This window comes from uncultured Mailhella sp. (assembly GCF_963931295.1).
GTDB lineage: Bacteria > Desulfobacterota > Desulfovibrionia > Desulfovibrionales > Desulfovibrionaceae > Mailhella.
In genome coordinates this window covers 2,125,001-2,150,577 of record NZ_OZ007001.1, presented here as the reverse complement: position 1 = coordinate 2,150,577, position 25,577 = coordinate 2,125,001, and the positions used below count along the sequence as shown (strand labels likewise).

22 protein-coding genes are annotated in these 25,577 nt (G+C 62.3%); 6 read left to right on the top strand and 16 right to left on the bottom strand.

The features are described from left to right. Positions 1 to 482: 482 nt before the first annotated feature. Complete coding sequence (gene yddG, locus ABGT79_RS09000) at positions 483 to 1,382, top strand: aromatic amino acid DMT transporter YddG (protein ID WP_346665902.1); 900 nt, start codon at positions 483 to 485, stop codon at positions 1,380 to 1,382. Positions 1,383 to 1,453: 71 nt separating this feature from the next. Here the strand turns inward: yddG and rlmN are convergent, their stop codons facing one another. The 7 genes from rlmN to pdxS all read right to left on the bottom strand — a co-directional run bounded on the left by rlmN (position 1,454) and on the right by pdxS (position 7,713). After that, positions 1,454 to 2,557 carry a 23S rRNA (adenine(2503)-C(2))-methyltransferase RlmN gene (gene rlmN, locus ABGT79_RS08995; protein ID WP_346665901.1) on the bottom strand — a complete coding sequence of 368 codons (1,104 nt, stop codon included), beginning with the start codon at positions 2,555 to 2,557 and terminating at the stop codon, positions 1,454 to 1,456. 108 nt (positions 2,558 to 2,665) lie between these two features. Continuing rightward, on the bottom strand, positions 2,666 to 3,757 hold the full coding sequence (locus ABGT79_RS08990) for a tRNA-dihydrouridine synthase family protein (protein WP_346665900.1): 1,092 nt from the start codon (positions 3,755 to 3,757) through the stop codon (positions 2,666 to 2,668). A 56-nt stretch (positions 3,758 to 3,813) separates the two neighbouring features. Continuing rightward, positions 3,814 to 4,626, bottom strand: a complete 813-nt coding sequence (locus ABGT79_RS08985; protein WP_346665899.1) for a phosphoribosyltransferase family protein — start codon at positions 4,624 to 4,626, stop codon at positions 3,814 to 3,816. Further along, the gene (locus ABGT79_RS08980; RefSeq protein WP_346665898.1) at positions 4,623 to 5,195 is read right to left on the bottom strand and encodes an NAD(P)H-dependent oxidoreductase; all 573 of its coding nucleotides are present in this window, start codon (positions 5,193 to 5,195) and stop codon (positions 4,623 to 4,625) included. The genes ABGT79_RS08985 and ABGT79_RS08980 overlap by 4 nt, the downstream gene beginning before the upstream one ends. Positions 5,196 to 5,459: 264 nt before the next feature. Further along, positions 5,460 to 6,074 carry an MBL fold metallo-hydrolase gene (locus tag ABGT79_RS08975; protein WP_346665897.1) on the bottom strand — a complete coding sequence of 205 codons (615 nt, stop codon included), beginning with the start codon at positions 6,072 to 6,074 and terminating at the stop codon, positions 5,460 to 5,462. A 116-nt stretch (positions 6,075 to 6,190) separates the two neighbouring features. Continuing rightward, entirely contained in the window at positions 6,191 to 6,838 is a 648-nt protein-coding gene (gene pdxT / locus ABGT79_RS08970) for a pyridoxal 5'-phosphate synthase glutaminase subunit PdxT (protein WP_346665896.1), read from the bottom strand. Continuing rightward, entirely contained in the window at positions 6,832 to 7,713 is an 882-nt protein-coding gene (gene pdxS / locus ABGT79_RS08965; RefSeq protein WP_346665895.1) for a pyridoxal 5'-phosphate synthase lyase subunit PdxS, read from the bottom strand. The genes pdxT and pdxS overlap by 7 nt, the downstream gene beginning before the upstream one ends. 130 nt (positions 7,714 to 7,843) lie before the next feature. Between pdxS and ABGT79_RS08960 the strand changes: the two genes are divergently transcribed. Both ABGT79_RS08960 and ABGT79_RS08955 read left to right on the top strand, forming a co-directional pair. Then, on the top strand, positions 7,844 to 9,361 hold the full coding sequence (locus ABGT79_RS08960) for a PLP-dependent aminotransferase family protein (protein ID WP_346665894.1): 1,518 nt from the start codon (positions 7,844 to 7,846) through the stop codon (positions 9,359 to 9,361). 238 nt (positions 9,362 to 9,599) lie between these two features. Beyond that, complete coding sequence (locus ABGT79_RS08955; RefSeq protein ID WP_346665893.1) at positions 9,600 to 10,397, top strand: sulfite exporter TauE/SafE family protein; 798 nt, start codon at positions 9,600 to 9,602, stop codon at positions 10,395 to 10,397. A gap of 139 nt (positions 10,398 to 10,536) precedes the next feature. Here the strand turns inward: ABGT79_RS08955 and ABGT79_RS08950 are convergent, their stop codons facing one another. From ABGT79_RS08950 to ABGT79_RS08930, 5 genes are all read right to left on the bottom strand, one after another. Then, positions 10,537 to 11,463 (bottom strand): lysine exporter LysO family protein, encoded by a 927-nt coding sequence (locus ABGT79_RS08950; RefSeq protein WP_346665892.1) that lies wholly within the window; start codon positions 11,461 to 11,463, stop codon positions 10,537 to 10,539. Positions 11,464 to 11,602: 139 nt separating this feature from the next. Continuing rightward, positions 11,603 to 12,325 carry a dihydrofolate reductase family protein gene (locus ABGT79_RS08945; protein ID WP_346665891.1) on the bottom strand — a complete coding sequence of 241 codons (723 nt, stop codon included), beginning with the start codon at positions 12,323 to 12,325 and terminating at the stop codon, positions 11,603 to 11,605. Positions 12,326 to 12,543: 218 nt separating this feature from the next. After that, complete coding sequence (locus tag ABGT79_RS08940; RefSeq protein ID WP_346665890.1) at positions 12,544 to 13,953, bottom strand: outer membrane protein transport protein; 1,410 nt, start codon at positions 13,951 to 13,953, stop codon at positions 12,544 to 12,546. Between the two features lie 426 nt (positions 13,954 to 14,379). Continuing rightward, complete coding sequence (locus tag ABGT79_RS08935) at positions 14,380 to 15,108, bottom strand: laccase domain-containing protein (RefSeq protein WP_346665889.1); 729 nt, start codon at positions 15,106 to 15,108, stop codon at positions 14,380 to 14,382. Continuing rightward, positions 15,099 to 15,698 carry a 5-formyltetrahydrofolate cyclo-ligase gene (locus tag ABGT79_RS08930; protein WP_346665888.1) on the bottom strand — a complete coding sequence of 200 codons (600 nt, stop codon included), beginning with the start codon at positions 15,696 to 15,698 and terminating at the stop codon, positions 15,099 to 15,101. The genes ABGT79_RS08935 and ABGT79_RS08930 overlap by 10 nt, the downstream gene beginning before the upstream one ends. Before the next feature lie 413 nt (positions 15,699 to 16,111). Here ABGT79_RS08930 and ABGT79_RS08925 point away from each other — a divergent pair, with 413 nt between their 5' ends. The 3 genes from ABGT79_RS08925 to ABGT79_RS08915 are packed head-to-tail and all read left to right on the top strand — an operon-like array spanning position 16,112 to position 20,632. Continuing rightward, positions 16,112 to 16,888: a metallophosphoesterase gene (locus tag ABGT79_RS08925; protein ID WP_346665887.1), complete on the top strand. Its 777-nt coding sequence runs from the start codon at positions 16,112 to 16,114 to the stop codon at positions 16,886 to 16,888. Positions 16,889 to 16,915: 27 nt separating this feature from the next. Further along, the gene (locus ABGT79_RS08920; RefSeq protein WP_346665886.1) at positions 16,916 to 20,074 is read left to right on the top strand and encodes an Rne/Rng family ribonuclease; all 3,159 of its coding nucleotides are present in this window, start codon (positions 16,916 to 16,918) and stop codon (positions 20,072 to 20,074) included. Between the two features lie 51 nt (positions 20,075 to 20,125). After that, complete coding sequence (locus ABGT79_RS08915) at positions 20,126 to 20,632, top strand: hypothetical protein (protein ID WP_346665885.1); 507 nt, start codon at positions 20,126 to 20,128, stop codon at positions 20,630 to 20,632. Between the two features lie 521 nt (positions 20,633 to 21,153). On the opposite strand, the gene ABGT79_RS08910 is transcribed toward ABGT79_RS08915, so the two are convergent. The 4 genes from ABGT79_RS08910 to ruvA all read right to left on the bottom strand — a co-directional run bounded on the left by ABGT79_RS08910 (position 21,154) and on the right by ruvA (position 25,425). Continuing rightward, the gene (locus ABGT79_RS08910) at positions 21,154 to 21,573 is read right to left on the bottom strand and encodes a MucR family transcriptional regulator (protein WP_346665884.1); all 420 of its coding nucleotides are present in this window, start codon (positions 21,571 to 21,573) and stop codon (positions 21,154 to 21,156) included. A 1,417-nt stretch (positions 21,574 to 22,990) separates the two neighbouring features. Continuing rightward, entirely contained in the window at positions 22,991 to 23,725 is a 735-nt protein-coding gene (gene thyX / locus ABGT79_RS08905) for an FAD-dependent thymidylate synthase (RefSeq protein WP_346665883.1), read from the bottom strand. Between the two features lie 83 nt (positions 23,726 to 23,808). Next, positions 23,809 to 24,795, bottom strand: coding sequence for a Holliday junction branch migration DNA helicase RuvB (gene ruvB / locus ABGT79_RS08900; protein WP_346666660.1), 987 nt, complete (start codon positions 24,793 to 24,795; stop codon positions 23,809 to 23,811). 24 nt (positions 24,796 to 24,819) lie between these two features. After that, on the bottom strand, positions 24,820 to 25,425 hold the full coding sequence (gene ruvA / locus ABGT79_RS08895; protein WP_346665882.1) for a Holliday junction branch migration protein RuvA: 606 nt from the start codon (positions 25,423 to 25,425) through the stop codon (positions 24,820 to 24,822). Between the last annotated feature and the right edge of the window lie 152 nt (positions 25,426 to 25,577).

The following is a 25,577-nucleotide window of genomic DNA, read 5'->3' as shown; positions in this document are numbered from 1 at the left end:
AGCATACGGCAGGAAAGGGCGGGCCGCAACGGTCTGCCCCGGAACGCAGCAGGGGAAAAGCATAAAAAAAGGCTGGGGCATCGTGGACGGCCATGCCCCAGAACCTTCATGGACGCCGAGGGGTGGCAAACGTCACGCGTATCTCTTTCATGACGTCTCGCCGTCCTTCCCCAGAAGGCGACCTGCGCGACAAAGGAATGGAGAGGTTGTATTCCTGCGCGCACCACGAGCGAAATTCGTCCCGTCGAAACGGGCCAGCGCTGTTTCCAGCAAGATCAAATCTAAATTTGAATTTGAACAACTCCCCCGCTTCTGTCAAGTCAAAAATCACGCCGCCGGTCAGGGCGCAGCCAGCCCCTCTTCTCCTCGCCGGGCTATCCCCACTCAACTATCGATGATCCTTTGACTATTTTGCCACGCCTTGACAAAAAAAGAAAAGATGTCAGAAAAAATCCGCACTTCTTTTTCCTCGAGGCTCCTCCATGTCCCTGTTTCCCTCCGCAAGCAGCAAAGCCACGCTGATCGGCCTGACCGCCCCCGTCTGCTGGGGCATGTCCGTCGGGCTGGTGCGAAGCATCACGGAAGAGTTCGGCCTGGCGGCCGGTCTTTCCGTGCTCTACCTCTCCACCTGCGTGTTTCTGTTCTTTCTTCTCGGCCTGCCAAAGCTGAAGAACTATTCAAAAAAATATCTCTTTCTGGGCATTCCGACGGCCAACGTCTGCTCTCTGTGCTTCTGCCTGTCGCTCTATCTTTCCGACGGCGGACAGCAGACCGTGGAAGTAGGCATGGTCAATTATCTCTGGCCCTGCCTCGTGGTGCTTTTCGCCGTGCTCTTCAACGGTCAGAAGGCCCGCTGGTGGATCGCTCCCGGCGTCGTGGTGAGCTTTCTCGGCGTGATGCTCGTGCTCGGCGGCGACAAGGGCATTCAACCCGGCCAGATATGGCTTCACGTGCAGAACAATCCGTGGAGCTACCTGCTGGCCTTCTGCGGAGCCGTGGCCTGGGCCGCCTATTCCAATCTCACGCGGGCGTGGTCCAACGGGCAGAATCCCACGCTCATCGTGTTCGCCATCGACTCGTGCGTGTTCACTGCCATCTGGCTTGCGGGCTTCGGCGATCTGTCGCACGCCTCGATCATGGGCTGGGTGAGCGTGGCGGTGGGCGCCGTGGCCATGGGCGGCTCCTACGCCGCCTGGAGCTACGGAGTCACCAGGGGCAACATCACCGTGCTCGCCATCGCCTCCTATTTCACGCCGGTGCTCTCCTGCCTGTTCGCCACCCTGTGGATAGGCGCAAAGCTCGACGGCGCGTTCTGGCAGGGCGTGGCCGTCATCGTGCTCGGCTCCCTGCTGTGCTGGAGTTCCACGGCCATGCGCAAGTAGCCCCGCATTTTCGCAGCATCAAGGCAAAAAAAGACCGGAAGTTCCCCGCTGGGCTGCTTCCGGTCTTGCTTTTACATGTCGGTTCCGGCCAGTTTTGCCTCGTGGGCGGCGCGGAGCTGTCCGCAGGCCGCCTCGATGTCCTGCCCTTTGCTCTTGCGCACGATGGCCGTGATGTCCTTGGCCCAGAGCGCTTTTTCAAAGCGCAGAAGCTCTTCCGGCGAAGGCGCGCGATAGGGCGTGCCCGGCGTGGGATTGTAGGGAATGAGGTTCAGCTTGGCCTTGAGTCTCGCGCAGATGCGGGCGAGCTGCTTCACGTGTTCCGGCTGATCGTTCACCCCGGCGATGACCAGATATTCCAGGGTGATGCGTTCCCGCGTCTTGAGCGGATACTGTTCCAGCGCGCTGATGAGCTCCTCAAGCGGCCAGTGCGCGGCGCGGGGCATGAGCTTTTCGCGCAGCTCCTGATTGGGCGCATGCAGCGACACGGCGAGAAACGCAAGTCCGCTGTCGCCGAATTCCCGCATGCCGGATTCGATGCCGCAGGTGGACACCGTGATGCGCCGGGGCGAGAAGGCGAGGCCCTTGGGATGTTCCAGCGTGCGCAGCGAATCCATGACCGTGGCCAGATTGAGCAGAGGCTCGCCCATGCCCATGTACACAAGATTGCGGATGATGGGTCTCTCGGGCTGCGTGTCGTGAACGTAGGCGCGCGCCACCTGTACCTGACCGAGAATCTCGCCCATGGTCATGTTGCGCCGGAAGCCGAGCCTGCCCGTACTGCAGAAGGAACAGGCCATGGCGCAGCCCACCTGCGTGGACACGCACTGCGTCATGCGCACGGAAAGATCGTTGGGGCGCTTGGGCGCATCGCTGGGAATGAGCACCGTTTCCACAAGTTCGCCGTCGGCGAGCTCAAGAAGAAACTTGGTGGTGCCGTCGGAGCTTACGCGCACGTCGGCCACGGAGGGCCAGCGTATGTCGGCGATTTCCGCAAGACGGGCCCTGTCGTTCTGGGAGATGTCGGTCATGGCGTCGAAGCCGGACACGTTCTTCACCCATATCCACTGCCATATCTGCACGGCGCGGAACTTCTTGAAGCCGAGCCGCTCCACCACAAAACGTTCAAGGGCGGGATACGGAAGATCGCAGAGATTCACTTTGCTTGCATCGGACATGAACAATCCTCGGCCGCAGCGCGGTCAGTTTCCTTGACGATGTTATTTCCGGCCGGGCCGGACAACGGAGCGCGTCGCGAAACGCGCCTGTGCGGCCGACGACCGCCTTCAGCAATCGGCGCAGACAACGCCCAGATGCCGTTCCAGAATGTCGTTCAGCGCATCCCAGTCGCGACAGGTCACGATTTCCTGCCGCAGAGCCCGCGCGCCGTCCAGATTCTTGACGTAGCGCGGCACGAAGGTGTGCATTTTCAAAAGCGCATGCTGCGGCGCGTAACGGCGGGCCAGCGCCGCATGACGGCGTATCACCCGGGCCAGGGAGGCGCGGTCCGCGGGCAGATCGTCGAGCACGTCGCAGGCGTGCTGCGCGTCGAGCTTCCGGGAGCTGTCGCAGACGATGCCGGAAGAAGGAGGCAGTTCCCCTTCCATGGCTCCGGCGCGGATCATGGCGGCGTGTTCGGCGAACACGGCCGGATTCTTGAGCGCGCCTCTGGCGTACATGACCGACGACGCGCCGGTTTCCCGCAGCACGCGTATGCCGTCCGCCGCGGTGAAAAGATCGCCGCTGGCAATCACGGGAACAGAAAGCGCCTCGGCCAGCTCGGCCACGGCCTCATGCCGGGGAGAGCCGGAAAATCCCTGCGTTGCGTGGCGGGGATGCAGCGTGATCCAGCCTGCGCCGAGATCGGCAAGACGACGGGCCAGATCCAGATAGACTTCATGCTCGGCATCCCAGCCGAGGCGGATCTTGAATCCGACGCGACCCGCTCCGGCGGCCCGCACCACGGCCTCGGCCACGCAAAGAGCGTTCGGCACGTCGCGCAGCATGGCCGCGCCCGCGCCGGTCTTGGTCACCTTGGGCACGGAACAGCCCATGTTCACGTCGAACCATGAAAATCCCCGCTCGCGCAGAATGCGCACGGCCTGTTCCATGAACGACGCTTCCGCGCCGAAAATCTGCACCACCAGCGGATGATCGCACGCCGTGCTGCCGTCTTCCAGCGCATCGCCCTCTTCGGGCGTGGTGGCAAGCAGCTCTTCGGTATTGCGCCCTCCATAGACCAGTCCCTTGGCGCTCACCATTTCCGTGCAGCACACGGCGGCGCCCATTTCCCGGCAGAGCAGCCGGAAGGGCAGATCGGACCAGCCGGCCAGCGGAGCCAGCCACGGGGCGTCGGGGCGAATGGGAAGTTCTGACATGGGATATCCTTAAACAAGCGGCGTTTTCCGGCGTTATGCATAGCAGGCGAAGGCCCTCATGGCAAGGCGGGCCCGGCAACGCTTCGCGCATGGCGGGAGGCGCGCGCCAGCACGGCCGCATCCACGCGTCTCGCTCCCGCTTCCAGAAGCCGTTCCGCGGCCCGTTCCATCGTGGCTCCCGTGGTGCAGATGTCGTCCACAAGCAGAACGTGCAGCCCCTTCACCTTGTCCGAGGCTTCAAAGGGCTGCTTCATGAGACTGCGCTGCTCCCTGTTCAGCAGCGACTGCGGCGTGAGGGAAATCGTTTTCACGAGCAGATCGACGCGCACCGGCACGCCGAGAGCCGCAGACGCGCGCCTGACCATTTCCCGACACTGATTGAAACCCCGGCTGCACAGTCTGGCCCGATCCAGCGGCATGGGCACAATGACGTCCGGCCTGCTCGTCACCGCGTAGTGATTCGCGCATACGGCCGCAAACACCCGGCCGAGCGCGTCGAGCACGGCCAGCGATCCGCCGAACTTCGCCCGCAGCACCAGATCGCGCAAAAGATCGTCGTACACGCCGAAAAAAAGAAATTCCTGCCACGGCGGCAGCGTCCGCAGACAGTGATCGCAGGGCATGCAGGGCGCATCCTCCAGAAGAGAGGGCTCTCCGCAGTACGGACAGAATCCCGTGGTGCGCGGGCGCAGTCTTTTCCGGCAGTCGGGGCAGAAGAGCTGCGCCAGAACGTCTTCCACCTCAGGCACGGGCCAATCCGGAGCCGAAGGCGGTTCAAAGGGCTCGCGGCAGGCCGCGCAGCGCCGCTCCAAAAGCCCCAGAAATCGCAGCGCCCGGTCGGCCGCATGAAAAAAATTCGCGCCCCTCACGGCAGCACAAAACGGGAAAGACTTGCGGCAAATTCGACCACGCGCGCCGAAGCCTCCGCATGGCCCGCCAGATCATCCGGCCCGTCGAGGCCGTAGAGACGAAGCGGCTCCACCCATTCCAGCCCGAGAGCGAGGGCCATGTAGCGCAGCGTGCGCTCCGCGCCCTCGAAGAGCTTGTCGCCGCGAGGCCGCGCGCCGATGAGCACGGCCGTGACCGGGCGTCCGCCTCCGGGCTTGTCCGCGCACTTCCAGAAGCGCTGCGCGCGGTCGATCCACGCCTTGGCCTGCGCCGGCAGATGATAAAAATACACGGGCGAAACCAGCACGCTCAAAGGCGCGCGGCACACGGCGTCAAAAAGCGCCCCTGCGCCGTCGCCCGGCGCGTCGAGCGCGCAGAGGCCGGGATGCGCGTCGCAGAAGCCGCAGGAAACGCAGGGCCGAACGCCCTCGTCCGCAATGCGAAAATCCCTGCACGGCGCGCCGAGAGCCTGCCGCACCAAACGCGCGGCGGCATCGCTGTTGCCGCCCCGGCGAGGACTGCACGACGCCAGAAACACCGGCTCGATCATACCTTTTCCCCTTCCCTTTTCCTGCTCTCTGCCAAGGCTCCGCCGCACGTTGCAAGAACGGCGACTTCCTCGCCCAAAAGACGGGCCTTCGCCTGAATGCGCCGCTACCGGCCGGAATCAGGACGCCATTTTCTCAAAGCAGCACGCGTTGCGACGACATGCGCCTTGCGCCCGGCACAGCGCATCGCGCCGCCCCTGCTCGGGGCGAAACGCGGGGCTTTCGGCGCAGCGCCGGACGCAACGCCCGGCGCAGCGGGCGAAGCCTCAGAGCGTGCAGTAGCAGTTGTGCGCGGCTTCGTAGCCCACGCTGGTTTCCGGGCCGTGACCGGGATAAACCATCACGTTGCCGGGCAGCTTGTAGATGATCTCGCGCAGGGACTTCACCAGATCGTCGCCGTTGCCGCCGGGCAGGTCGGTGCGCCCCACGGAACGGAAGAACAGAAGATCGCCCGTGAGCACGAGGCCGAGATCGGGGAAATAGTAGCAGAGGCTGCCCGACGAATGACCGGGCGTGTGCATGACGCGGCACGAAAGACTGCCCCAGGTCACCTCGCCGGGAGCGAGCACCTCGGCCTCGAAGGGCTTCAGATTCATGCCGAAGCACATGCCCTTGCACAGCAGCAGGGAACGCTCGGCCCAGTCTTCCGCGCCGACCAGCGGCAGCATGCCCGTGGCGCGGGTCATGTCCGCGCAGCCGATGCAGTGGTCGCAGTGCAGATGCGTGAGCGCCACGGCGCGCAGCGTGAGGCCGTTGTCGGAAATGCTCTTCAGCACAAGATCGGTCTCAATGGAAGGATCGAACACCACGGCGTCCTTGCCGTTGTGCACGATGTAGCAGTTCGCTTCCAGAGGTCCGAAGGGAAGGGTTATCACGGGCATGGGAAACTCCTGAAATGTTTTGCCGTTTCAAGCCTCCTTCTCTTGTATGCCCTTTGCCCTTCTTTCGCAAACGAAAAGACCCCGGATTTCCCGGGGCCTTACGCGAGAGAAACGCCTTACACTGCGCCGCCGGACTCCCGCCATGCGCGGCACAGGCTCAGAAAGTACGCATGAAAACGAAGATCGCTCGTGAGCTCAGGATGAAACGACGTGGCGAGCACATTTTCCTGCCGTACTGCCGCAGGGCTCATGCCGAGCGGCCCTTCCACCCGGGCGAGCACATCCACCTGCGGCCCGCAGGACACGATGATCGGCGCGCGTATGAACACCGCCTCCTCATCGTCGGCCACGCCGCACACGTTCAGCACGGTTTCAAAGCTGTCGGTCTGCCGTCCGAAGGCGTTGCGCCTCACCCGGGCGTCAAGCAGGCCGAGCCGGGGCTGATCCAGAAGCGCGCCGTCCGGCCCTTCCACCTCGCGACTCAGCAGAATGAGTCCCGCGCAGCTTCCGTACACGGGCATGCCCCGAACTCCGCAGAGCCGCAGGGGTTCCAGCAGGCCTTCATCCACAAGCAGCCTGCCCATGGTCGTGCTCTCGCCGCCGGGCAGCACCATTCCGTCGAACTGCTCAAGCCCGGCGAGCGGCGACGAAGAAAGCGGCCGACGCACCTGCGTCACCCTCGCCCCACAGCGCTCCAGCGCCGCGCAGTGTTCCCGAAACGCCCCCTGGAGCGCCAGCACGCCGATGTGAAGTTCGTCTACCATCCCCGCTCCTGCATGCGCTGTTCCGGGGCAATGGTCGAAATTTCAAGGCCGGGCATGGCCTCGCCGAGCCCTTCCGACACTTCCGCAAGCACGGCCGGATCGTTGTAGTTGGTGGTGGCGGTCACAATGGCCTTGGCAAAGCGCGCCGGATCCGACGACTTGAAAATGCCCGAGCCCACGAAAATGCCGTCGCAGCCGAGCTGCATCATAAGCGCGGCGTCGGCAGGCGTGGATATGCCGCCCGCCGCAAAGTTCACCACGGGCAGAGCGCCCTTCTCGCGCACGATGTGAAGCAGTTCCAGCGGCGCGCCGATTTCCTTGGCAAAGCCCGGCACTTCCTCTTCCGGCAGCGAAAGCAGGCGTCTCAGCTCGCCCGTGACCATGCGCATGTGCCGCACGGCTTCCACCACGTTGCCGGTGCCGGGTTCGCCCTTGGTGCGTATCATGGCCGCGCCCTCGGCGATGCGCCGCAGCGCTTCGCCCAGATTGCGCGCGCCGCACACGAAGGGCGTCTTGAATTCGCGCTTGTTCAGATGAAAATTCTCGTCCGCGGGCGTGAGCACTTCGCTCTCGTCGATGTAATCCACGCCGAGCTGCTCCAGAATGCGCGCTTCGGCGATGTGTCCGATGCGGACCTTGGCCATGACGGGAATGCTCACCGCGGCCATGATGCTCTTCACCACGGCCGGATCGGCCATGCGCGCCACGCCGCCCGCCCTGCGGATGTCGGCCGGCACCTTTTCCAGCGCCATGACGGCGCAGGCACCCGCCTCCTGGGCGATCACCGCCTGTTCCGGCGTGGTGACGTCCATGATCACGCCGCCCTTCAGCATTTCCGCAAGACCGCTCTTGAGTCGAAACGTATTCTTTTCCATGATGATTCTCCTTGAATAAACGTCAGCGCGGAAAAAGCTGCGCTTTTCCGCCTTTCGGCAGATCCGGTACTACGCTTCCGACTTGCCGTTTTCCAGAAAATGCGGCAATACGGTGACAATTAATATTGTCATGCATACAAAAAACATTGCTACATTTCAGCGCCGTCACGCCGTCCGGCGCAACCGGGAGAACAGGATGCAGGAAGAAAAAATGCGCAGACTGCGCACGCTCTACGACGAGGCCGACGCGCCCTGCCGCTATCAGCGCGTGGCCGCGGCGCTGGAAGAAGCCGTCCGCGAAGGGCTGTTCAAGCCCGGCGACGCTCTGCCCACGCAGCGGGCCCTTGCCGCAGAGCTTAAAGTCACCACGGGAACCGCCACCCACGGCTATGCCGAAGCGGCGCGCCGAGGACTCGTGGCCGGCGTGACGGGGCGGGGAACGTTTGTGAGTTCCACAGGCTCGGATGTGGACGTCATGCCGCCTCCGGCGCCGCTGCCGCCGTCCACGCAGTGGCCGGACGCCGAGGCCGCCGCGCCGTCCGACGGAGATTCCAGCGCGGAGCCGCGCTGGAATCTCGGCTTCATTGCGCCGTTCGAGTCGCTGAATCCTTCGCTGCACAAGGCGCTCGGCAACCTTCTGCGCCGCCTGAGCGACAGAGAACTTGCGGAGCTTCAGAGCTACCATCGCCCGGCGGGCATGGATCGACACCGCGAGGCAGGCGCGCTCTGGGCGCGGCGCTACGGCGTGCCAGCCTCGGGCCGCGATCTTTTGGTGTGCGCAGGCTCTCAGCACGCGCTCATGACCATACTCGCCACCCTGTGTACGCCCGGCGACAGGATAGCCGTGGAAAACCTGAGCTATCCGCTGCTGCGCGAACTCTCCTGGCGGCTGCGTCTGCCGCTTGCGCCCGTGCGCACCGACGCGTGCGGCATGCTGCCGGACGCGCTGGAGAGCGCCTGCCGCTCCGGAGGCGTGAAGGCCGTGTATCTCATGCCCTCCTGCCGCAATCCCACGCTCACGCGCATGCCCGAATCCCGCCGCAAGGACATTGTGGAAGTCTGCCGCAGGCACGACGTGTTCATCATTGAGGACGACGTGTACGCCCTGGCCCTGAATCCGCCGACGCCAGCGCTTCCCTTTGCCGCGCTGGCCCCGGAAAGAACCTGCTTCATTGCGGCCACCAGCGAAATTCTGGGCGGCGGGCTGCGCGTGGCCTATCTGTGCCCGCCGCAGCACACCCTGGACGAACTGGAACGCACCCTCTCCTACACCATATCCATGGTGCCGCCGCTCATGGCCGAGCTCGCCGCCCAGTGGATCTCCGACGGCACGGCGGACAGAACCCTCGCCGCCAAACGCGAAGAAGCCGCCGCGCGCAACGCCGCGGCCCGCGAAATTCTGGACGGGTATCCGCTCGTGTCCCGCGCCACGGGATTCTTCTGCTGGCTTGAACTTCCCGATTCCTGGACGGGCAGGGCCTTTGCCAAGGCCGCGCTCGAAAAAGGCGTGCTCGTGGCCGAAGGCGAGCATTTTCTCATGGGCCACGCGCCCCGGGAAAACGGCGTGCGCCTGGCGCTCGGCGGCGTTCTGCGGCGCAAGGATCTGGCCCGGGCCCTCGGCATCGTCGCCGCTCTTCTCGAATCCTGAACAGGGCTGCGCCTGCGCCGTCCGGAAAACGTTCGGGCGGTCTTTCACCGCAGAAAGGGCGCTCGGCGCCGTATCGCGAAAAAGCCGACCGGCAGACAAAACGCCTCGACCGCCGCGCTTTCACCCATGAACGAAGCGACGATGCTTCCCTCTCCCGGCGGACAGGCAGCAGGGAAAACGCATTGACGTCCCGCCCCAAGCCGTTATGATAACTCGTCCTTATCATCAGGAGAGAGATATGATAACCGCAATACTCCTTTACTGCGTCCTCGGCGCCATTGCCGGCCTGCTGGCCGGTCTGCTCGGCATCGGCGGCGGGGCCGTGGTCGTGCCCATGCTCGTCTTTTCCTTTCAATGGCTGAACATTTCGCCGGAAGTCGCCATGCACATGGCCATCGGCACCTCGTTCGGCGCCATCATGTTCACGTCCGTATCCAGCGCCATGGCGCATCACCGGCACGGCGGCGTGGACTGGCACGTTTTCCGCTGCGTGGCCCTCGGCATTCTGGTTGGCACCTACTGCGGCTCCTTTGTGGCGGCCCGCATTCCGGCGCGCTACCTGCAGATGTTCTTCGTGGTGTTCCTCTACTACGTGGCCACCAACATGCTGCTCAACAAAAAGCCCAGCGCCAGCCGCAGCCTGCCCGGATTTGCCGGCATGACGGGCGCAGGCGCGATCATCGGCGCGGTCTCCAGCCTTGTGGGCATCGGCGGCGGCACGCTTTCCGTGCCCTTCCTCGTGTGGCACAACATGGACATGCGCCGCGCCGTGGGCACCTCGGCGGCCATGGGCTTTCCCATCGCCTTTGCCGGCTGCCTCGGCTTCGTGACCAACGGCTGGAACAACCCCGAACTTCCTCCCTACGCCTTCGGTTATCTTTATCTCCCGGCGCTGGTAGGCATTGTGGCCATCAGCATGCTCACGGCTCCCGTCGGCGCGAGCATCGCGCACAAACTGCCCGTGCCCAAGCTCAAGAAGTTCTTTGCCTGCTTCCTGTACGTGGTGGCCACCAAGATGCTCATCGACGTTCTGTAATCTTCCAAACAGCATGAAAAAAGGTCGCGCGTTCAAACGCACGACCTTTTTTCGTCCTGTTTTCTCATGGAATGCTGCCGAGTTGCAGAACATTACGGCCCTGCAGAAAACGTCGCGCCCTGACCTGACGCCATCAGCCTCAGCGCAACGCCATGAGCAGCGGAACAATGATCGGCACAAACAGCGTGAGGCACATGCCGGAAAACACCGCGAGCACGGCGCAGCGTTCGCCGCTCACCTGCGCAATGACCGGCAGACAGGTGTCCATGGCCGCCGCGCCGCCCGCCAGCACCGGCCCGAGACGCCCGGTCAGCCGCACAAGAAGCGGCGGCAGCAGCAGGGCCAGCGCCTCGTGTATCATGTTGGACAACAGCGCCACGGAACCGAGCGCCGGATCTCCAAGACGCGTGATGATGACCGTCGCCAGGCTGTAGTAGCCGAATCCTGCGCCCACGGCCAGCGCTTCGGGCAGAGACAGCGCGGAAAAACGGGTCAGGACAAGCCAGGCCAGAGCGCTGCCGCACAAGGTGCCGACCACCACGCCCAGCGGAATGAGCAGAATGCGGTAGCGAAGCTCGCGGATGATGCCGAGAGCCTTCAGATCAAAGCCCACGGTCATGCCGGCAAGCACAAGAAGCAGGTACAGCACCCACACCGCGGCCTCTCCGGCGGCCGGGCCCTGCGGCAGAACGCGCAGCCAGCCGACAAGCGCTCCGGCGAGAAAAAAGCCCAGCGCCACAAAGGAACCCGCGCTTCCGCCCTTTTCCGACGCCCTGCCTCCCGATTCGCCGGGGGCATACTCCGCAAACACGTGCCTGCCGAGAAAACGCGCCGCCGCAAAGCAGCCCGCCACGGAAAAGGTACTGATGAGCACCGCGTACAGGCCGAGACTCCGCAGCTGCCCGAGCAGCGCGTCGTCGAGACCGATGGAAAGACCGAGCAGAAACAGCATGATGCGCACGGTCCAGCCGAGGGCCGCGTTCACCACGCGCACCACCGCGGCATGACGGCGCAGCGCCCACCCTGCGGGAATGCCCCCCGCAATAAGACCCATTTCCAGAAGCATTCCTTCTCCCCGAATCCTTGATTGTCGACTTGAAGCGGCAGCGCGTCCTGCCGGAGGCCGCCCGGGCGCAACAAAACACGCGCCCGCAGCCGCCGAAAAACGTCGTCGGCCCAAAAATGCCGACGGCATGAGCGCAGCGTCAGCGCGTCCGCCGATAGCGCAGCCAGACCTCTCCTTCGTCCAGCGTCTGCGCGTCTTCAAGGCGGAATTCCGCAGTCACGCCGGAGTCGAAGAGACTTTTGTCCCCGGCCGACGCCGTGACCGGCATCATGACAAGGCTCAGCTCGTCAACGACGTCGGCGCGGAGGAACGCGCCGTTCAGCAGACTGCCGCCTTCAAGCAGCAAGCGGCGTATGCCGAAAATGCTCTTCAGCTTGTACAGCGCCAGCGCAATGTCGATGTCGTCCTTGCCCGCAAAAATGTAGGACACGCCCTTCTCCTGCAGACAGGCAAGACATGCCTGCGGCACGCTCTCGCACAGAACTTCCACGATGTGCGCCCCGTCGTAGCCCGGATCCTCGTCCTCAATGCAAGACCCCTTCCAGCCGAGACTTCCGTGCCTGTCGAAGGCCACGGCAAAAAAAGACGCGTTCTCGTCGGCCACATGATCCATGGGAAGCACGACGGAGCCGTCGAAACGGGAAAGATCGGGCCTAACTCCGCCCGTGAAGCTCTCCTCCATGGTCACTCGGCCGCAGGCAAAGGCGCTGGCTCCGTAGTCGCGGTGAATGCGGTAGTAAGCCTGCACAGCGGCCCGGCAGCGCGGAAGGCGCAGAAAATCGCCCGTCACCTTGCCGTCCAGCGACATGGACATGTGACAGACGACAAAGGGCCTGTCCTGAATCGTTGAACGTTCCTTCATCGGATTCCTCCATGGAAACTCCCGGATGCTCGACTCCGGGGGAAAAGGTTGACCATGGAAAAGTTCCGAGTGCGGCCATGGTGCAGAAGGCGAAGGAGGCAAAAGCCGCCGACGCCGGGCCATTCTACCTGAACGGCGCAAAAAGGCCAGAGGGCGATAACGCATGAAAAAGGCCCCCTTCCGAGGAAGGGAGCCTGAAAAGCGTCCTGTCGCGAAGGCTAGAAGCGGTAGCCCAGCGTCACGCCGAAGTTGTGGGCGTAGCTGTTGTGCGCTTTGCCTTCGTAAGCAGCCGTCATGCCGTGGCCATCGACGCGCTGCTTGTAGTTGATGTCGCGCACGTCGATGTACATGTAGGCGAGATCGAGTGTCCAGTTTTCATACTTGAAGCCCGCGCCGAGGGTGTAGTAGTTGCGGCCGTTGGAGGGCACGAGATAGTCGTAGCAGTTGTCGTCCTGCAGAGGCGAGGTTTCGTAGGTGAAGCCCGCGCGCAGGGTCAGCCAGTCGATGGGCGCGTATTCCACGCCGAAGGTGAAGGCCCAGGTGTCGCGCCAGTTCTTCTGCTCGAAGAACTGCGGCGTGCGGTCGCTGTGCATGTTGATGGTGAGGTTGCGGAAGCGGCTCCACACGGTGTAGGCCACGTCGCCTTCAAAGCTCAGGTTGGGCAGGGGCTTGTACATCACGCCCAGGGTGACCACGTCGGGAATGGTGAGCTTGCCGTCGGCATTGCAGGTCTGCAGGCTCTGTCCCATGAGCCCCGTCACGACCGGACTTCCGGAGAAGCGGAAGCGGGTCTGTCCCTTGAAGGTCATGTCTTCTCTGGAGCGATAGGTCAGGCCCGCGCTCCACTGATCGTTGAAGCGGGCGTGCAGGCCGAAGTTGTAGCCGAAGGCGTAGCCGTTTTCGGAGTGGATGCGGGCGTCGGCCTGGCCTACTCCAAAACCCAGCATCCCGGCATTGACATTATACTGCTGGTTCAGGCTGAGGTAGCCCCAGGTGTAGCTCACGCCCGCGCTCACGGAGAACACGTCGTTGATCTTGTAGGCGATGTTGGGGTTGATGGTGCTCGAAAGCAGCGTGACGGACTTGAGTCCGCTGGCGGCGGGAACACGCATCAGGCCTCGGGGAGTCATCACGGGATACGTGGCAGGCGTCTTGCTGCCGGGGGCCGCCCAGTTGTCCGGGAACTGCGAACCCAAGCCGTAGCGGGTGAAGGTGCCGACGCCGAACCACCAGTTGTCGCTGATCTGATGCGTAAGATAGAAATGCGGAATGGGCCACACCTGATCGGAGCTGGACACCGTTCTGCCGGTGTCGGCGCGGCTGATGTCGAAGTTCAGCGCAGAAACGGCAAGACCCATCTGGGTGGCGGTGCCGGGAATCTGCGTAATGCCCGCGGGGTTGTAGGCCACGGCCGAAGGATCGTCGGCACGGGCCACCATGCCGCCGGCAGCGCCGCCGCCGAGGCCCATGCCTCGCGCGCTCCATTCGGTAATGGCAAAACCTTCGGCATGAGCGCCGGACACGGAACCCGCCACCAGTCCGAACGAAAGCAGGACTGCGGCGGCAACTCTGGCCTGACTGCGCACGGCACAAAAGACCCCGCGCATCACATTGAGAGATACGTTCATGAAATCCTCAGCAAGGAGATGGATTTTCCGGCTGCGCCGGAATGGGACGCGCATTCCGCCCGAAAGACGACAAAACGTCCCCCGAAGCCGGCCTCTCTCCGGCAACGGAAATACTGCGTCGGTGTATGGGTATCGTGCTTTGTAAAAAAAATAAACCTCTATTTAACGGTAGATTATAAGATTTTCCATCATATTTTTGATAGATTATCCGTCATTTTGCCGGAACTTCGAGCTGTGGAACAGGGGCGCGGCGTGAAATATTCTGCGCGGCAAAACATTTCGGACGCCGCATGCCGGAAGCCGTCTCCCGCGCATCGTTGCCGTTTCGGCCGAAAATCTCATCGCCGCGCCGAAGGCACAGCAAAAAAATTTAACATCCGACCGGAAACGGAGCAAAAACGACGCGTTATTCAGCGCGCGTCCACGTCATTCGGCGCGTATCCAGATGAAGCTGCCCTGTCTGCCGTCCTCGACGCCGAATCGTCTGAAACGCCTGTAGGAAAAGAACAGTTCCGCATTGTCGAAGGTACACAGGTCAATGCCGAGAATGCGGCCGGGCCGGAGTCCCGCCGTTTCCAGCTGATGCCGCGCCAGCATCCACAAATCCACGGTGCGCCTCGCCTCATCGTACCAGGGCAGAAACTCCGGCCCCCATTCCTGCGCGAAATTCACGAACTCCGAGGCCTCCGGTCCGAGGCTCGGCCCGCGCACGGCCCACAGCTCGGCAGGATCAAGGCCGTAGCGCTCGCAGAACTCTTCCACCGCAAGGCGCGGATACTCCTGTCTGTTGCCCCGCCAGCCCGCGTGCACGGCCATGACGAAGCGACCGGACTCGTGCGCCACAAGAATGGGCTGACAGTCCGCGGTCTTAATCATGAGCGCAAGTCCGGGGCGGGACGTGGCCATGCCGTCGGCCTGCTCGCAGGGCACGGCATGGGGATTCTGCGCCTTCGGCTCGAACACTGTGCGCACGCCGTGAACCTGATGCACCTCCGCAAAGGCTTCCACGCCGAGAAGCGCGGGAATCGACGCGCGACGCGACGCGGACGAGGCATCGCCGCCGGAAAGGGACACCGTGCCGAAGCCGCGCGTGCTGAACGCGCAGCCCACGCCGGGCACGCCCGGAAACTGAAAGGGAAGCATGGTCAGAGACAAAGCAGTTCCTCCTCGGTACACACGGCCCGTGCGGGCCTGTCCCACTCGTCGTGGGGAAGACGGTTCAACAAAAGTTCGTGAAAGGCCAGTCCCACGCTGGCGCAGCGCGCTTCGGCAAGCAGCCTGTCGTAATAGCCGCCGCCGTAGCCCAGCCGGAATCCCTGCCTGTCGAAGGCCAGGCCCGGCACGACGATCAACGTCCGCGGCCCGTCCGCCAGATCTGCGGCGGAAAGCAGACGGGAGCGCTCCGTCATGACCGGCTCGGGAATGCCGAAGCCGGACGTTTCAAGCTCCTGCGCTCCGGCGCAGGCAATCAAATCCATGACGCCCTTCTCGCCCTTCCGACAACGCGGAAGAAACACGGTTCTGCCGCTTCTCCACGCCTCGTCGAGAAGCAGCGACGTGTCGGGTTCGCCCTTGACGGAAACAAACAGCGCCACGCGGCGGCACTGCCGCCAGAGCTCGTCGGCAAGCAGCCGCTCCTGCATGCGCCTTGAGCGCGCGGCCCCCTTCTCTCCGCAGGAGAGCTCGACGCGCCGACGCCGTATCGCCCGGCGCAGCTCATCCTTGTTCATGTGTTCGACATCCATGCGGTTCTCCAAAAGTTTCCGGCAGTGCGCATTCCGCCCGAACAGCCGACGCGCTTTCCGGGCGTTTCAGCAGGCGCTGATCCTGTTCTCTCCCGCGCCCGGCATGCCGCGGACGCTCTCGCCACTGAAAACGTTTCCGGAAAAACGTCCGCGGGAAAAAGAAGTTGCAGATTCCATGCGGATTCTGTTCCCGAAAATACGCCTTCCGCTTTTTTAATCCGCCCGTTCCGAAGAAAATACAACATTAATAACCTGCCAGAGTAAATGGCGAAAAAACGCCGCGCGCCGCGCATTTTCATGCATTTGCCCTCTCCTCCCCCTTTGTCAAACGAAAAAAAATAGTCTATATTGCGTCCAGCAGAAACGTTCTGCGGGTATTTTCGTCCGCTCCAGCGGAAAAGGACCTTCCCTACATGCCAAGCCCCGTTCCGGAATCAGCTCCGTACATTCCGAGCTGCTGCTCTCCGTCGGCGCGCTTCACGCGTTTTGCCGACTCCGCGAACGCCGGAGATCAGCCCGATGCCGGACAGCTCTGGATCGTGCTCGGCGACATCCACGGTTGCATCCGCCGTGTCAGGGAAATCCCCGAACTGGAACAAGCGGCCGGAGTCATTCTCACCGGCGATCTGACCACGCTGGGAGGCGTTGCCGCCGCCCGCACGGTGATCGAGGCCTTTCAGGCCGTGCATCCCGTCATTCTTGCCCAGATAGGCAACATGGATCGCGCCGAGGTGAATGACTGGCTTGAGGCCAAGGGCATCAACCTGCACCGCAACGTGCGGGAACTGAGCCCGGACGTCGCCCTCCTCGGCGTGGGCGGCTCTACGTTCAGCCCCTTTGGAACGCCGTCGGAATTTCCAGAGGCACGTTTTTCGGAATGGCTGGAGGATCTGGCCCGCCGCGCCGCCAGCTACAGAGAGCTGGTGCTCGTGGCCCACAATCCTCCGTACAACACGGTCTGTGACCGTATCGACGGCGGCCGTCACGTCGGCTCCACCGCCATACGGGATTTCATAGAGGAATATCAGCCCGCCGCCTGCCTGTGCGGGCATATCCACGAATCAGCAGGAATACAGCGCGTCGGACGCACCATCGTCGCCAATCCCGGCCCCTTTTCCGCCGGGGGCTACGCCTTGCTTACGCTTGCACGCCCGGGCGTAAGGGTCGCACTCCGCAGACTGGAGAGCTGACGCCGTATCACATTTTTTGAGGATCACATGAGTCAGAACCCCGTTCTTCCCGAAGAGAATAACGAAGAAATCAAGACCACAAAAACCCGCCGCACCAGAAAGGCCGCCGCTTCCGAAGAAAAGCCGGCCGCCGGAGAAAAAAAGACCGTCCGCCGCACCCGCAAAAGCACAGCTGCGGAAGAAACTGCTGCGGACGAAGCCACGGAAGAAAAAAAGCCCCGTCGCCGCACGACGAAGAAGGCCGCCGCTTCCGAGGCACAGAGCGAGGAAACAAGCGAAACCAGGCCTGCCGCCCGCAAGAGCCGCACCCGCAAGAGCGCCGCTGCCCGCAGCGACGAAGCGGAAAAGAAGGCCGAAACGCCTGCCGAAGACGAACAGATCATTCATCTCGGCTCCGCGCTCGTGCTCGACGACATGCTGCCCCCCTTCTCCATGACGCCCGAAAACGCCGCCGAAACCGCTGCGCCCGAGAAAAAGCGCCGCACCAGAAAACCCCGCGCCGCGATCTCCGAATCGGCCGCCAAGGCTGCGGATGCAGAAGTTCCCGCCGAAGCGCCGGTTTCCGACGTTCCGACATCTGAAGCTCCGGTTGCGGAAACTCCGCTCACGGCCGCCCCGACTCCGGAGGCGGAAAGCGCCGCGGCTCCGGCCCGGGAAAACGCAGTCGGCGCGGAAGACAACGTTGCCGCCGCTGCCTCCGAAAAGCCTGCCGAAGGCTCGTCCGAAAAGGCCGATGCCGAAGATTCCGCCGAAAAAAAGCGCCGCTCCCGCCGCTCTCCCCGCAGAAGCGCCCGCAGCGCCGACGCGGAAAAGAAGGCCGATCAGACGCCCGATGAAGACGAACAGATCATTCATTTGGGCTCCGCGCTCGTGCTCGACGACATGCTGCCCCCCTTCTCCATGACGCCCGAAAATGCCGACGACGAAACCGCGGCAACCGAAGCCGAGGAGAAGGCCGAACGAGCTGAGCACACCCGTCGGCAGCGCCGCAACCGCGCTGACAAGCCCCGCCGGAACGCCGAACCCGAAAGCACCGACGACGACAACATCGGCAACCGCGCCGACGAACCCGCCGCAACCGGGCAGCCCCAGCCCGAATGGTTCGACGACGACATCGTGACCAACATTCTGCCCTATCCCGGAGAATTCTCCGAAGACGGACGTCCCTATTCCCGTTCGCGACGCAACCGCAAGAACCGCGACGCCCAGCCGGCCTTCAACGGCTCGCCCTATCTGCCCGGCTCCTATCAGCAGGGCTTCTACGATCAGCCGCAGGCCATGACCTCCGACAATCCCTTCGGCAACCGTAAGAACCGTAAGAACCGCAACAATCGCCGCAATCAGCAGAACGTTCCCGTCATTCCGGACGACTTTGACTTCAACGCCGCCATGCTGAACGACAGCGTGCTCGGCGTGGCCCTCGGCAACCGCGAGGAAGAATTCATTCCCGAGGACGACGGTCCGCAGCCCGCCCTGCCCGGTCAGCCCGTGGCGCTGCCCCTCTCCTCCAGTGACATGGCCGAAGAGGATCTGGCCGCGCTCGACGCCGCCGTCAACGGCAACCGCATCGACATGCCCTCTTCCTCCTCGCAGAAGGAAGGCCGCCAGAACCGCAAGAACAAGAAAAATCAGAAGGACCTCCCCGCTCCCGCCGCCAAGAGCGAGAAAAAGGCCGAAAAGACCGAAACTGAAGAGACCGCGCATCCGCGCCGCGTGCTCTACGTGAGCGTCGTGCCCGACGAACAGGTGGAAGTCGTCATCACCGAAGACGGGCAGGTTACCGAATACTTCGTGGAAATGGCCCATCAGGTGAAAATCCGCGGCAACATCTACAAGGGCGTCATCAACAACATCGACACCAATCTGCAGGCCGCCTTCGTCAACTTCGGCAACGGCAAGAACGGCTTCCTCCAGATCGACGAAGTGCATCCGGAATACTATCTCGTGCCGCACGACGCCTCTCACGGCCCCAAGTATCCGCCCATCCAGAAGGTGCTGAAGGTCGGTCAGGAAGTGCTCGTGCAGGTGGTCAAGGAACCTTCCGGCTCCAAGGGCGCGTTCCTCACCACATGGATCTCCATTGCCGGACGCTTCCTCGTGCTCACTCCCGGTCAGGAACAGATCGGCGTTTCCCGCAAGGTGGAGGATCCCGAAGAGCGCGCGCGTCTCAAGGATCTGCTGAACGGCATTCAGCCCGGCGAAAACATGGGCGTCATCATCCGCACCGCAAGCGAAGGCGCAAGCAAGGCCAGCATTCAGCAGGATCTGCAGTACCTCAAAAAGCTCTGGAAAGACATCCAGAAAAAGGCTCCCACGGAAAAGTCGCCCTGCCTCATCTATCAGGAAGCCGACCTCGCCACCCGCTCTGTGCGCGACTACCTCTCCGACGACATCGTGGAAATCTGGACGGACGACGAAGCCACCAAGGCCCGCGTGGAAGAAATCGCCGGACTCATCTTCCCGGATCGCGCCGGAGACATCGTGAAGCTGCACAAGGATCAGCGTCAAAGCCTGTGGGAACGCTTCAATCTGCTCAAGCAGCTCGAAACCGTGACCAGCCGCGAAGTGGTGCTGCCTTCCGGCGGTCGCCTCGTGTTCGATCAGACCGAGGCCCTCATGGCCATCGACATCAACTCCGGCAAGACGCAGGGCAAAACCAACTTCGAGGCCATGGTGTTCCGCACCAACATGGAAGCCGCCGAAGCCATCGCCCGTCATCTGCGCCTGCGCGACATCGGCGGTCAGGTGGTCATCGACTTCATCGAAATGCGCGACAAGAACCACTGCCGCGAAGTGGAACGCACCCTGAGAAACGCCATGCGCAAGGACCGCGCCCGTCACGACGTGGGCCACATGAGTTCCTTCGGACTTCTGGAACTCGTGCGTCAGCGCACCGGCACCTCGGCCATTTCCATTTCCTGCGAGCCCTGCCCCTACTGTCACGGCACGGGCGTGCGCCGCAACATGGAATGGCAGTCGCTCCAGGCCCTGCGCGACCTGCAGAGCAAGCTGTGCCGCAGCCTCGACAGCGGCAAGAACAAGAAGAACGACAAGTCTTCCGAACCTTCCACCTTCATTTACGAAAGCGATACGGAACTCGCCCTGTACCTGCTCAACCGCAAACGCGACCGCATAGCGGCCCTTGAGGAAAAATACGGGGTACACATAGAAATCCGGCTGAAGTAACAGCAAAGGCCCCGCCTCCGTTCGAGGTCGGGGCCTTTTTTCAGGATGCGCATGCTGAAAAACATACTCATCGTCATCGTCATCGCCGTCTGCGCGCTCTACGTCTATCAGAAGCAGCAGACGGAAGTTCCCGTGCCCGCCTCCGCGTTCCGCAAGGTGGACGAATCCGCGCTTCAGAGCCTGAAGGGCAAACTTCCCGCCGTCATCTTTGAAAAGGACATTCAGCCCGTCATCACCCGCAACCGCAACGGCGGTCTCACGCGGGAGGAACTCGACAAGTTTCTCGACAAGCTGGAAACCATAGGACAGGCGCTCGGCGACAAGGCCACCGACGCCGTGAACAAGGCCGGACACGCCATCGCGCCCGATCTCTTCCCCAGAAAAACGCTGGCGGAGCGCTCGGCGGACATGGCCAAATCGCTGGCAGGCGCCGCCGAAAAAGGCGCAAAGGCCGGTCTGCCCGTGCTCCAGGAAGCGGCAAAGGACGTGCTGAACGCCCTGGCCGCGGCGCTCTCCTTCCTTCTCGACAAAGCCGCCGACCTCATCGCGGGAGCCTAGCCGCGCCCGGATGCGCTCCAGAAGGCGCAGAGCCCGGCGCGTCCGGGACAGACGCTCAGCGCCGCCACTTCTGAAAGAGCGTCCTGCACGCAAGGCGCGCAAAAAAAAGCCCACCCGAAATGCCGTCAGGCATGCGCGCAGGCAACACGTCCTCACAGAACCGCGTTCGTTGCTGCGCGTCTGCCGTTCACAGACTCAATCTTGCCTCTCCCCCGCGCGCAATATTGCATTACCCTCACGCACAGTCTTGCGGCGCACCTTTCCCGACACTGAATTCCACCGCCCCTGCGACACGCAGCAAAGACAAAAAAAGCCGCCGATCTTTCGATCCTGCGACTGAATTTGCGGCGTCCTGAAACGCCGGGCTGCGAAACGCGGACTGCGGCTTTGCGTCGTCATGCCGAAAGCCGACGCGCCAAGCCGGTTTCCGCTTCCGCCCGATTCCCCAAGGAAGGCCGGCTCCTTCCGAAGTCGGCCTTCCTGTGAAAGGAATGATGAAAGAAATGCATGGGGACGTTGCCCTACTTCGCCGCCGCTTCTCGAGCCATGGCGCGCTTTTCCCAAAGCTTCATGTCCTTCATCTTCTGACGACGGGCACGCTGCAGTTCCTTGCAGGTGAGAGGCGTTCCCTTCTTGAAGCCCCATTTCGCGCGATAGGAAGCGGCGTCAAGACCGTGGAGAATAAGATGCTTCTTGGTAATGACCTTGAAGGTCTTGCCGCACTCAAGGCAGACGATGCTCTTTTCCTTGATGGAGCGCTTGGGATCAATGGCGGGAGCTTCCGCAGCGGGGCAGGCTTCCTCAGTCTCTTCGCAGCAGTCGAGCTTCTTGAGCTTGTTCGCCAGCGAAGAAATCATTTCCGCCATTTCATCTTCGGACATGACACGGACGGACGCCTGTGCCTTGACCAGTTCTATAGCATGCTTGAGATAATCTTCCATCGGGGCCTCCTTATAAGAAAATAATATTTCATATGTAAACGCAATCTCTCCGTCTGTCAAATGAAGCAAAGAAAAAAGCGTGGCTTGCAAAATAACAGAGCCGTGATTCCGCTTTGCCTAGTCCCGCAATGGAATGCGAGCTCTCACAGGCACAGATTTCACAAATCTGTGCCAGAAAAAAAATGAGAAAAACGATGTCGGCATCAGGAATTCAGAGAAAAGGACGTCCGGCGCAAAGAGGCCTCCATGCAATGAAACGATCAAGACAAAACGCCTGTCGATTTCCCGTTCATCGCCTTCATTCTAAAAAGAATTCCTCTCTGCAAGAGCGCGCACTTGTGCAGAACATGACGAGTATATTTCAGAACCAGGCTCCGTTGAAGCGCCGAGCGTACAGAATGAACGCTCCCGTTGCGTTGCCGGAAACAGGCGCTTATGAATGCGCGCACCATCGGCGTCGGCCGAGTCTTCCGTCTTTGTCGGAAGCAATACGGTGAACTTATGTGAGAAAGAGTAAACTTATGTCCTGCACGCCTTCTGCCGCACGTTTTCCCGCCGTGCGACACATTATACACAAAATTGAAAAACGCGCCTGAAAGCGCCGAATAACAGCCTTGCGCGCGCTTTTATGCGTTCCGGAACGCCCCGCAAAAAGCACGTCTGATTTTTTCAACGATTTTTTCCGTCGCGCATCGGGGCGTCGCGCTCCGCACATGACTTCCGACGCACCTCGTTACGCACGAGGCCCCGCAGACACATGTTCCCGACGATTCGCCACTTTCCGCAAAACGGCAAAAACTCCTGCTCCGCTTCCGCGCAGGCCGCCGCAAAAGACGCCGTCATTCCTCGCCCCCTCCGGCTCGCGGTTCCGGTCCGGACAAGACTCCCGTCAACGCCGGGCAAACGCCACGCGAACGCGCAACGCGTCCGGCATGTCCACACCATCAGACAACGGTTTGCCCGCCCGCTTTCACGTCCCGAGCGTGTTGCGCCGCAAAAAACGCACCTTGACCGCCTTTTCTCGCGCAAACGCCCGTTCCCACGCTGGATTGTGCGCACGATGCGCTTCTTTCCCGGAGACATGCGTTACACGCGTCACGGACTTTCCGCCTGCGGAAAACCATGAAAAAACGATGCCGTACATCGCTGACCACGGCCTTGCCTCTTCCGAAGCCATCCCTTCGCCTGCCGCAAGGCGCTCCCGCCGCCAGTGGCAAGACGTTCCGCGCCCGTTCCTTCGTGCCGCAACCAGCGCGCAGGACAGCGTTTCCAGACTTTCCGCCCCTGCCGCGTCGCTCTCCCGATTCACGCGTCAAAAGCGCGCGAGACGCCCCGAAAGCAGCCTCTGAGGCCGGGACGGCGATGCTCCGAACACGACGCCGCTAAAAAAAGAGGGGAAAAACTCCCCCTCAAATCGCTACGAGCGGCGTTCCGGCAAAGGATAACGCCCGCAGGTGAACTTTTCCCCTTCCGGGCAGTAGCCGAGTCTTTCGCATCGCGCGCCCGCGTGGCGAAACACTTCCGGCAGCACCTCGCGGCAGAGGCTCAGCATGGTCCGCGCCACGCCCCGGATCTCCCACTGCGCGCGGGTGCAGCAGCGATGTTCAAAGAAGTTGAGCAGCGTGCGGCAGTTCATGGTCACCACAATGCTGGACGCCGCCGCCTGCGGCAGCACGAAACGCGCGTCCTCGCAGGAAGACGAACCGCGGCCATCCTCTTCAAGCATGGCCTTCAGATCGCGATAGGCGCTGCCCACCTCATCCATGAAGTTCAAAAAACGCTCCCGCGCCTTCGGATTGGCGGCAATGGCGGGCGGCATGACGTAATTCATGTCGGAAGCGTCCACATAACGCTGACTCTGCTGCGAATAGCTCGCAATGCGATGACGCACGAGCTGATGCGTCAGCGCGCGCGACACGCCCGAAAGCGCAAACGTAAAGCTCACGTGCTCAATGGGGCTGGCGTGGCCGGACGCCATGATGTTTTCCACAAAGGCGGCCTGCTTTTCGCGCGATATGTCCCCGGCCAGCAGACGCGGCCACATGTCCGCCACGTCGCCGGCGTGATAGCACTGACGGAAGGCGGCATAAATGAGGGAAAGCGGCTCGGGCGTATGCGCCAGAAGCTCGACGCGGGCTTTGACTTCGGACATGTTTTCCTCCTCGCCCGTCGGACGCGACGGACGGCGCGCTGACGCGCGCAAAGCACAAAATATTCGGATGGAGGCGGCAGAGCCTACAGAAGGCTTCCCTGCGCGGTGCCTCCGTACAGACGATGAAGATGACGATAGGCCTTGGGCGTGGCCACGCGACCGCGAGGCGTACGATTCAGGAATCCGCACTGAATGAGATAGGGCTCATAGATGTCCTCGATGGTGCGGATTTCCTCGGAACAGGCCACGGCCAGCGTCTTCACGCCCACGGGCCCGCCGTTGAAGTGATCGATGAGCACGGTAAGAATTTTGCGGTCCATTTCATCGAGCCCGGCTTCGTCCACGTCGAGGCGCACCAGCGCGGCCCGGGCCTGTTCGCCGTCCACCACGCCGTTTCCGTACACGGCGGCAAAATCCCGCACCCGGCGCAAGAGCCGGTTGGCGATGCGCGGCGTGCCGCGGGAACGGCGTCCGATTTCCAGCGCGCCTTCCTCAGTCACCTGCACCCCGAGAATGCGCGCTGAACGCTGCACCACGCGGGCAAGTTCTTCCGGCGAATAAAATTCCAGACGGCTGATGATGCCGAAGCGATCCCGGAGCGGCGAAGAGAGCAGACCGAGTCTGGTCGTGGCTCCCACCAGCGTAAAGGGTTCGATGTTGAGCTTCACCGTGCGCGCAGCAGGGCCCTGACCAATGATGAGATCCAGCGTGAAGTCTTCCATGGCCGGGTACAGCACTTCTTCCACGCTGATGGGCATGCGGTGGATTTCATCTACAAACAGGATGTCATGCCGGGAAAGATTGGTCAGAATGGCGGCCAGATCGCCGCTGCGCTCCAGCACCGGGCCGGACGTGGCCACAAGATTCACGCCGAGTTCCGCCGCCATGATGCGGGCAAGCGTGGTTTTGCCGAGTCCCGGATTGCCGTAGAACAGCACGTGATCCATGGACTGACCGCGTTCCTTCGCCGCGTTCAGATACACGCGGAGATTGGCGCGCAGCTCTTCCTGACCTATGAAGTCTTCCAGCCGCTGCGGACGGATATTTTCATCGGCGCTGTCCTGCGCCATGCTCTTGGGTACGAATTCTGCCATTTACTTCTTTCCTCTGGCCAGCGCCTTCAATGCGGCGCGCAGCGCTTCGCCCACGTCAAGCTCCGGATCGCTCTCCAGCACCTTTCTGAGCACCTGCCCGGCCGTGTCCTCGTCATATCCCAGATTGGCCAGGCCCGTCAGTGCGTCGCGATACACGGAAGGCCGCCCCGCCGCCGCGGCGGACAGGGAAACGGGAGCCTCGCCCTTCAGCTTATATTTCAACTCCAGAAAAATCTGCTGTGCCGTTTTCTTGCCGATGCCCGAAACCTGCGTCAGGGCGGCGGCGTCATCGTCGGCAACGATACGGCGCAGATCATCGGGGCGATAACGCGAAAGTATGGCGAGAGCCGTGCGCGCGCCCACACGATTGATGCCGGTCAAAAGATTGAAGGTCTGCCGCTCGTCCCAGGAAGGAAAGCCGAACAGTTCCTGCGCGTCCTCGCGCACGATGAAGCTCGTATAAAAAGCCGCGGAGCCGCCCTGGGCAGGAAGCTGAGTCAGCGCATGTTCCGGCAGAAAAATCTCGTAGCCTATGCCGCCGGCCGTTACCAGCACGCAGCCGTTCTCGGTGCGCTCCAGCACCCGCCCTTCCAAATAAGCAAGCATCCGTCCTCCTACCGACTTGTAACGTCATGAAATATTTACTTTATCTAAACAATCAGACTACGTTATTATACAAAAAAACGCAAGATGGCCATTTTGCCTTCCACGGCATGCGCAGCATTCAAAAGCAAAAAATCAAACAAAACAATATAGTC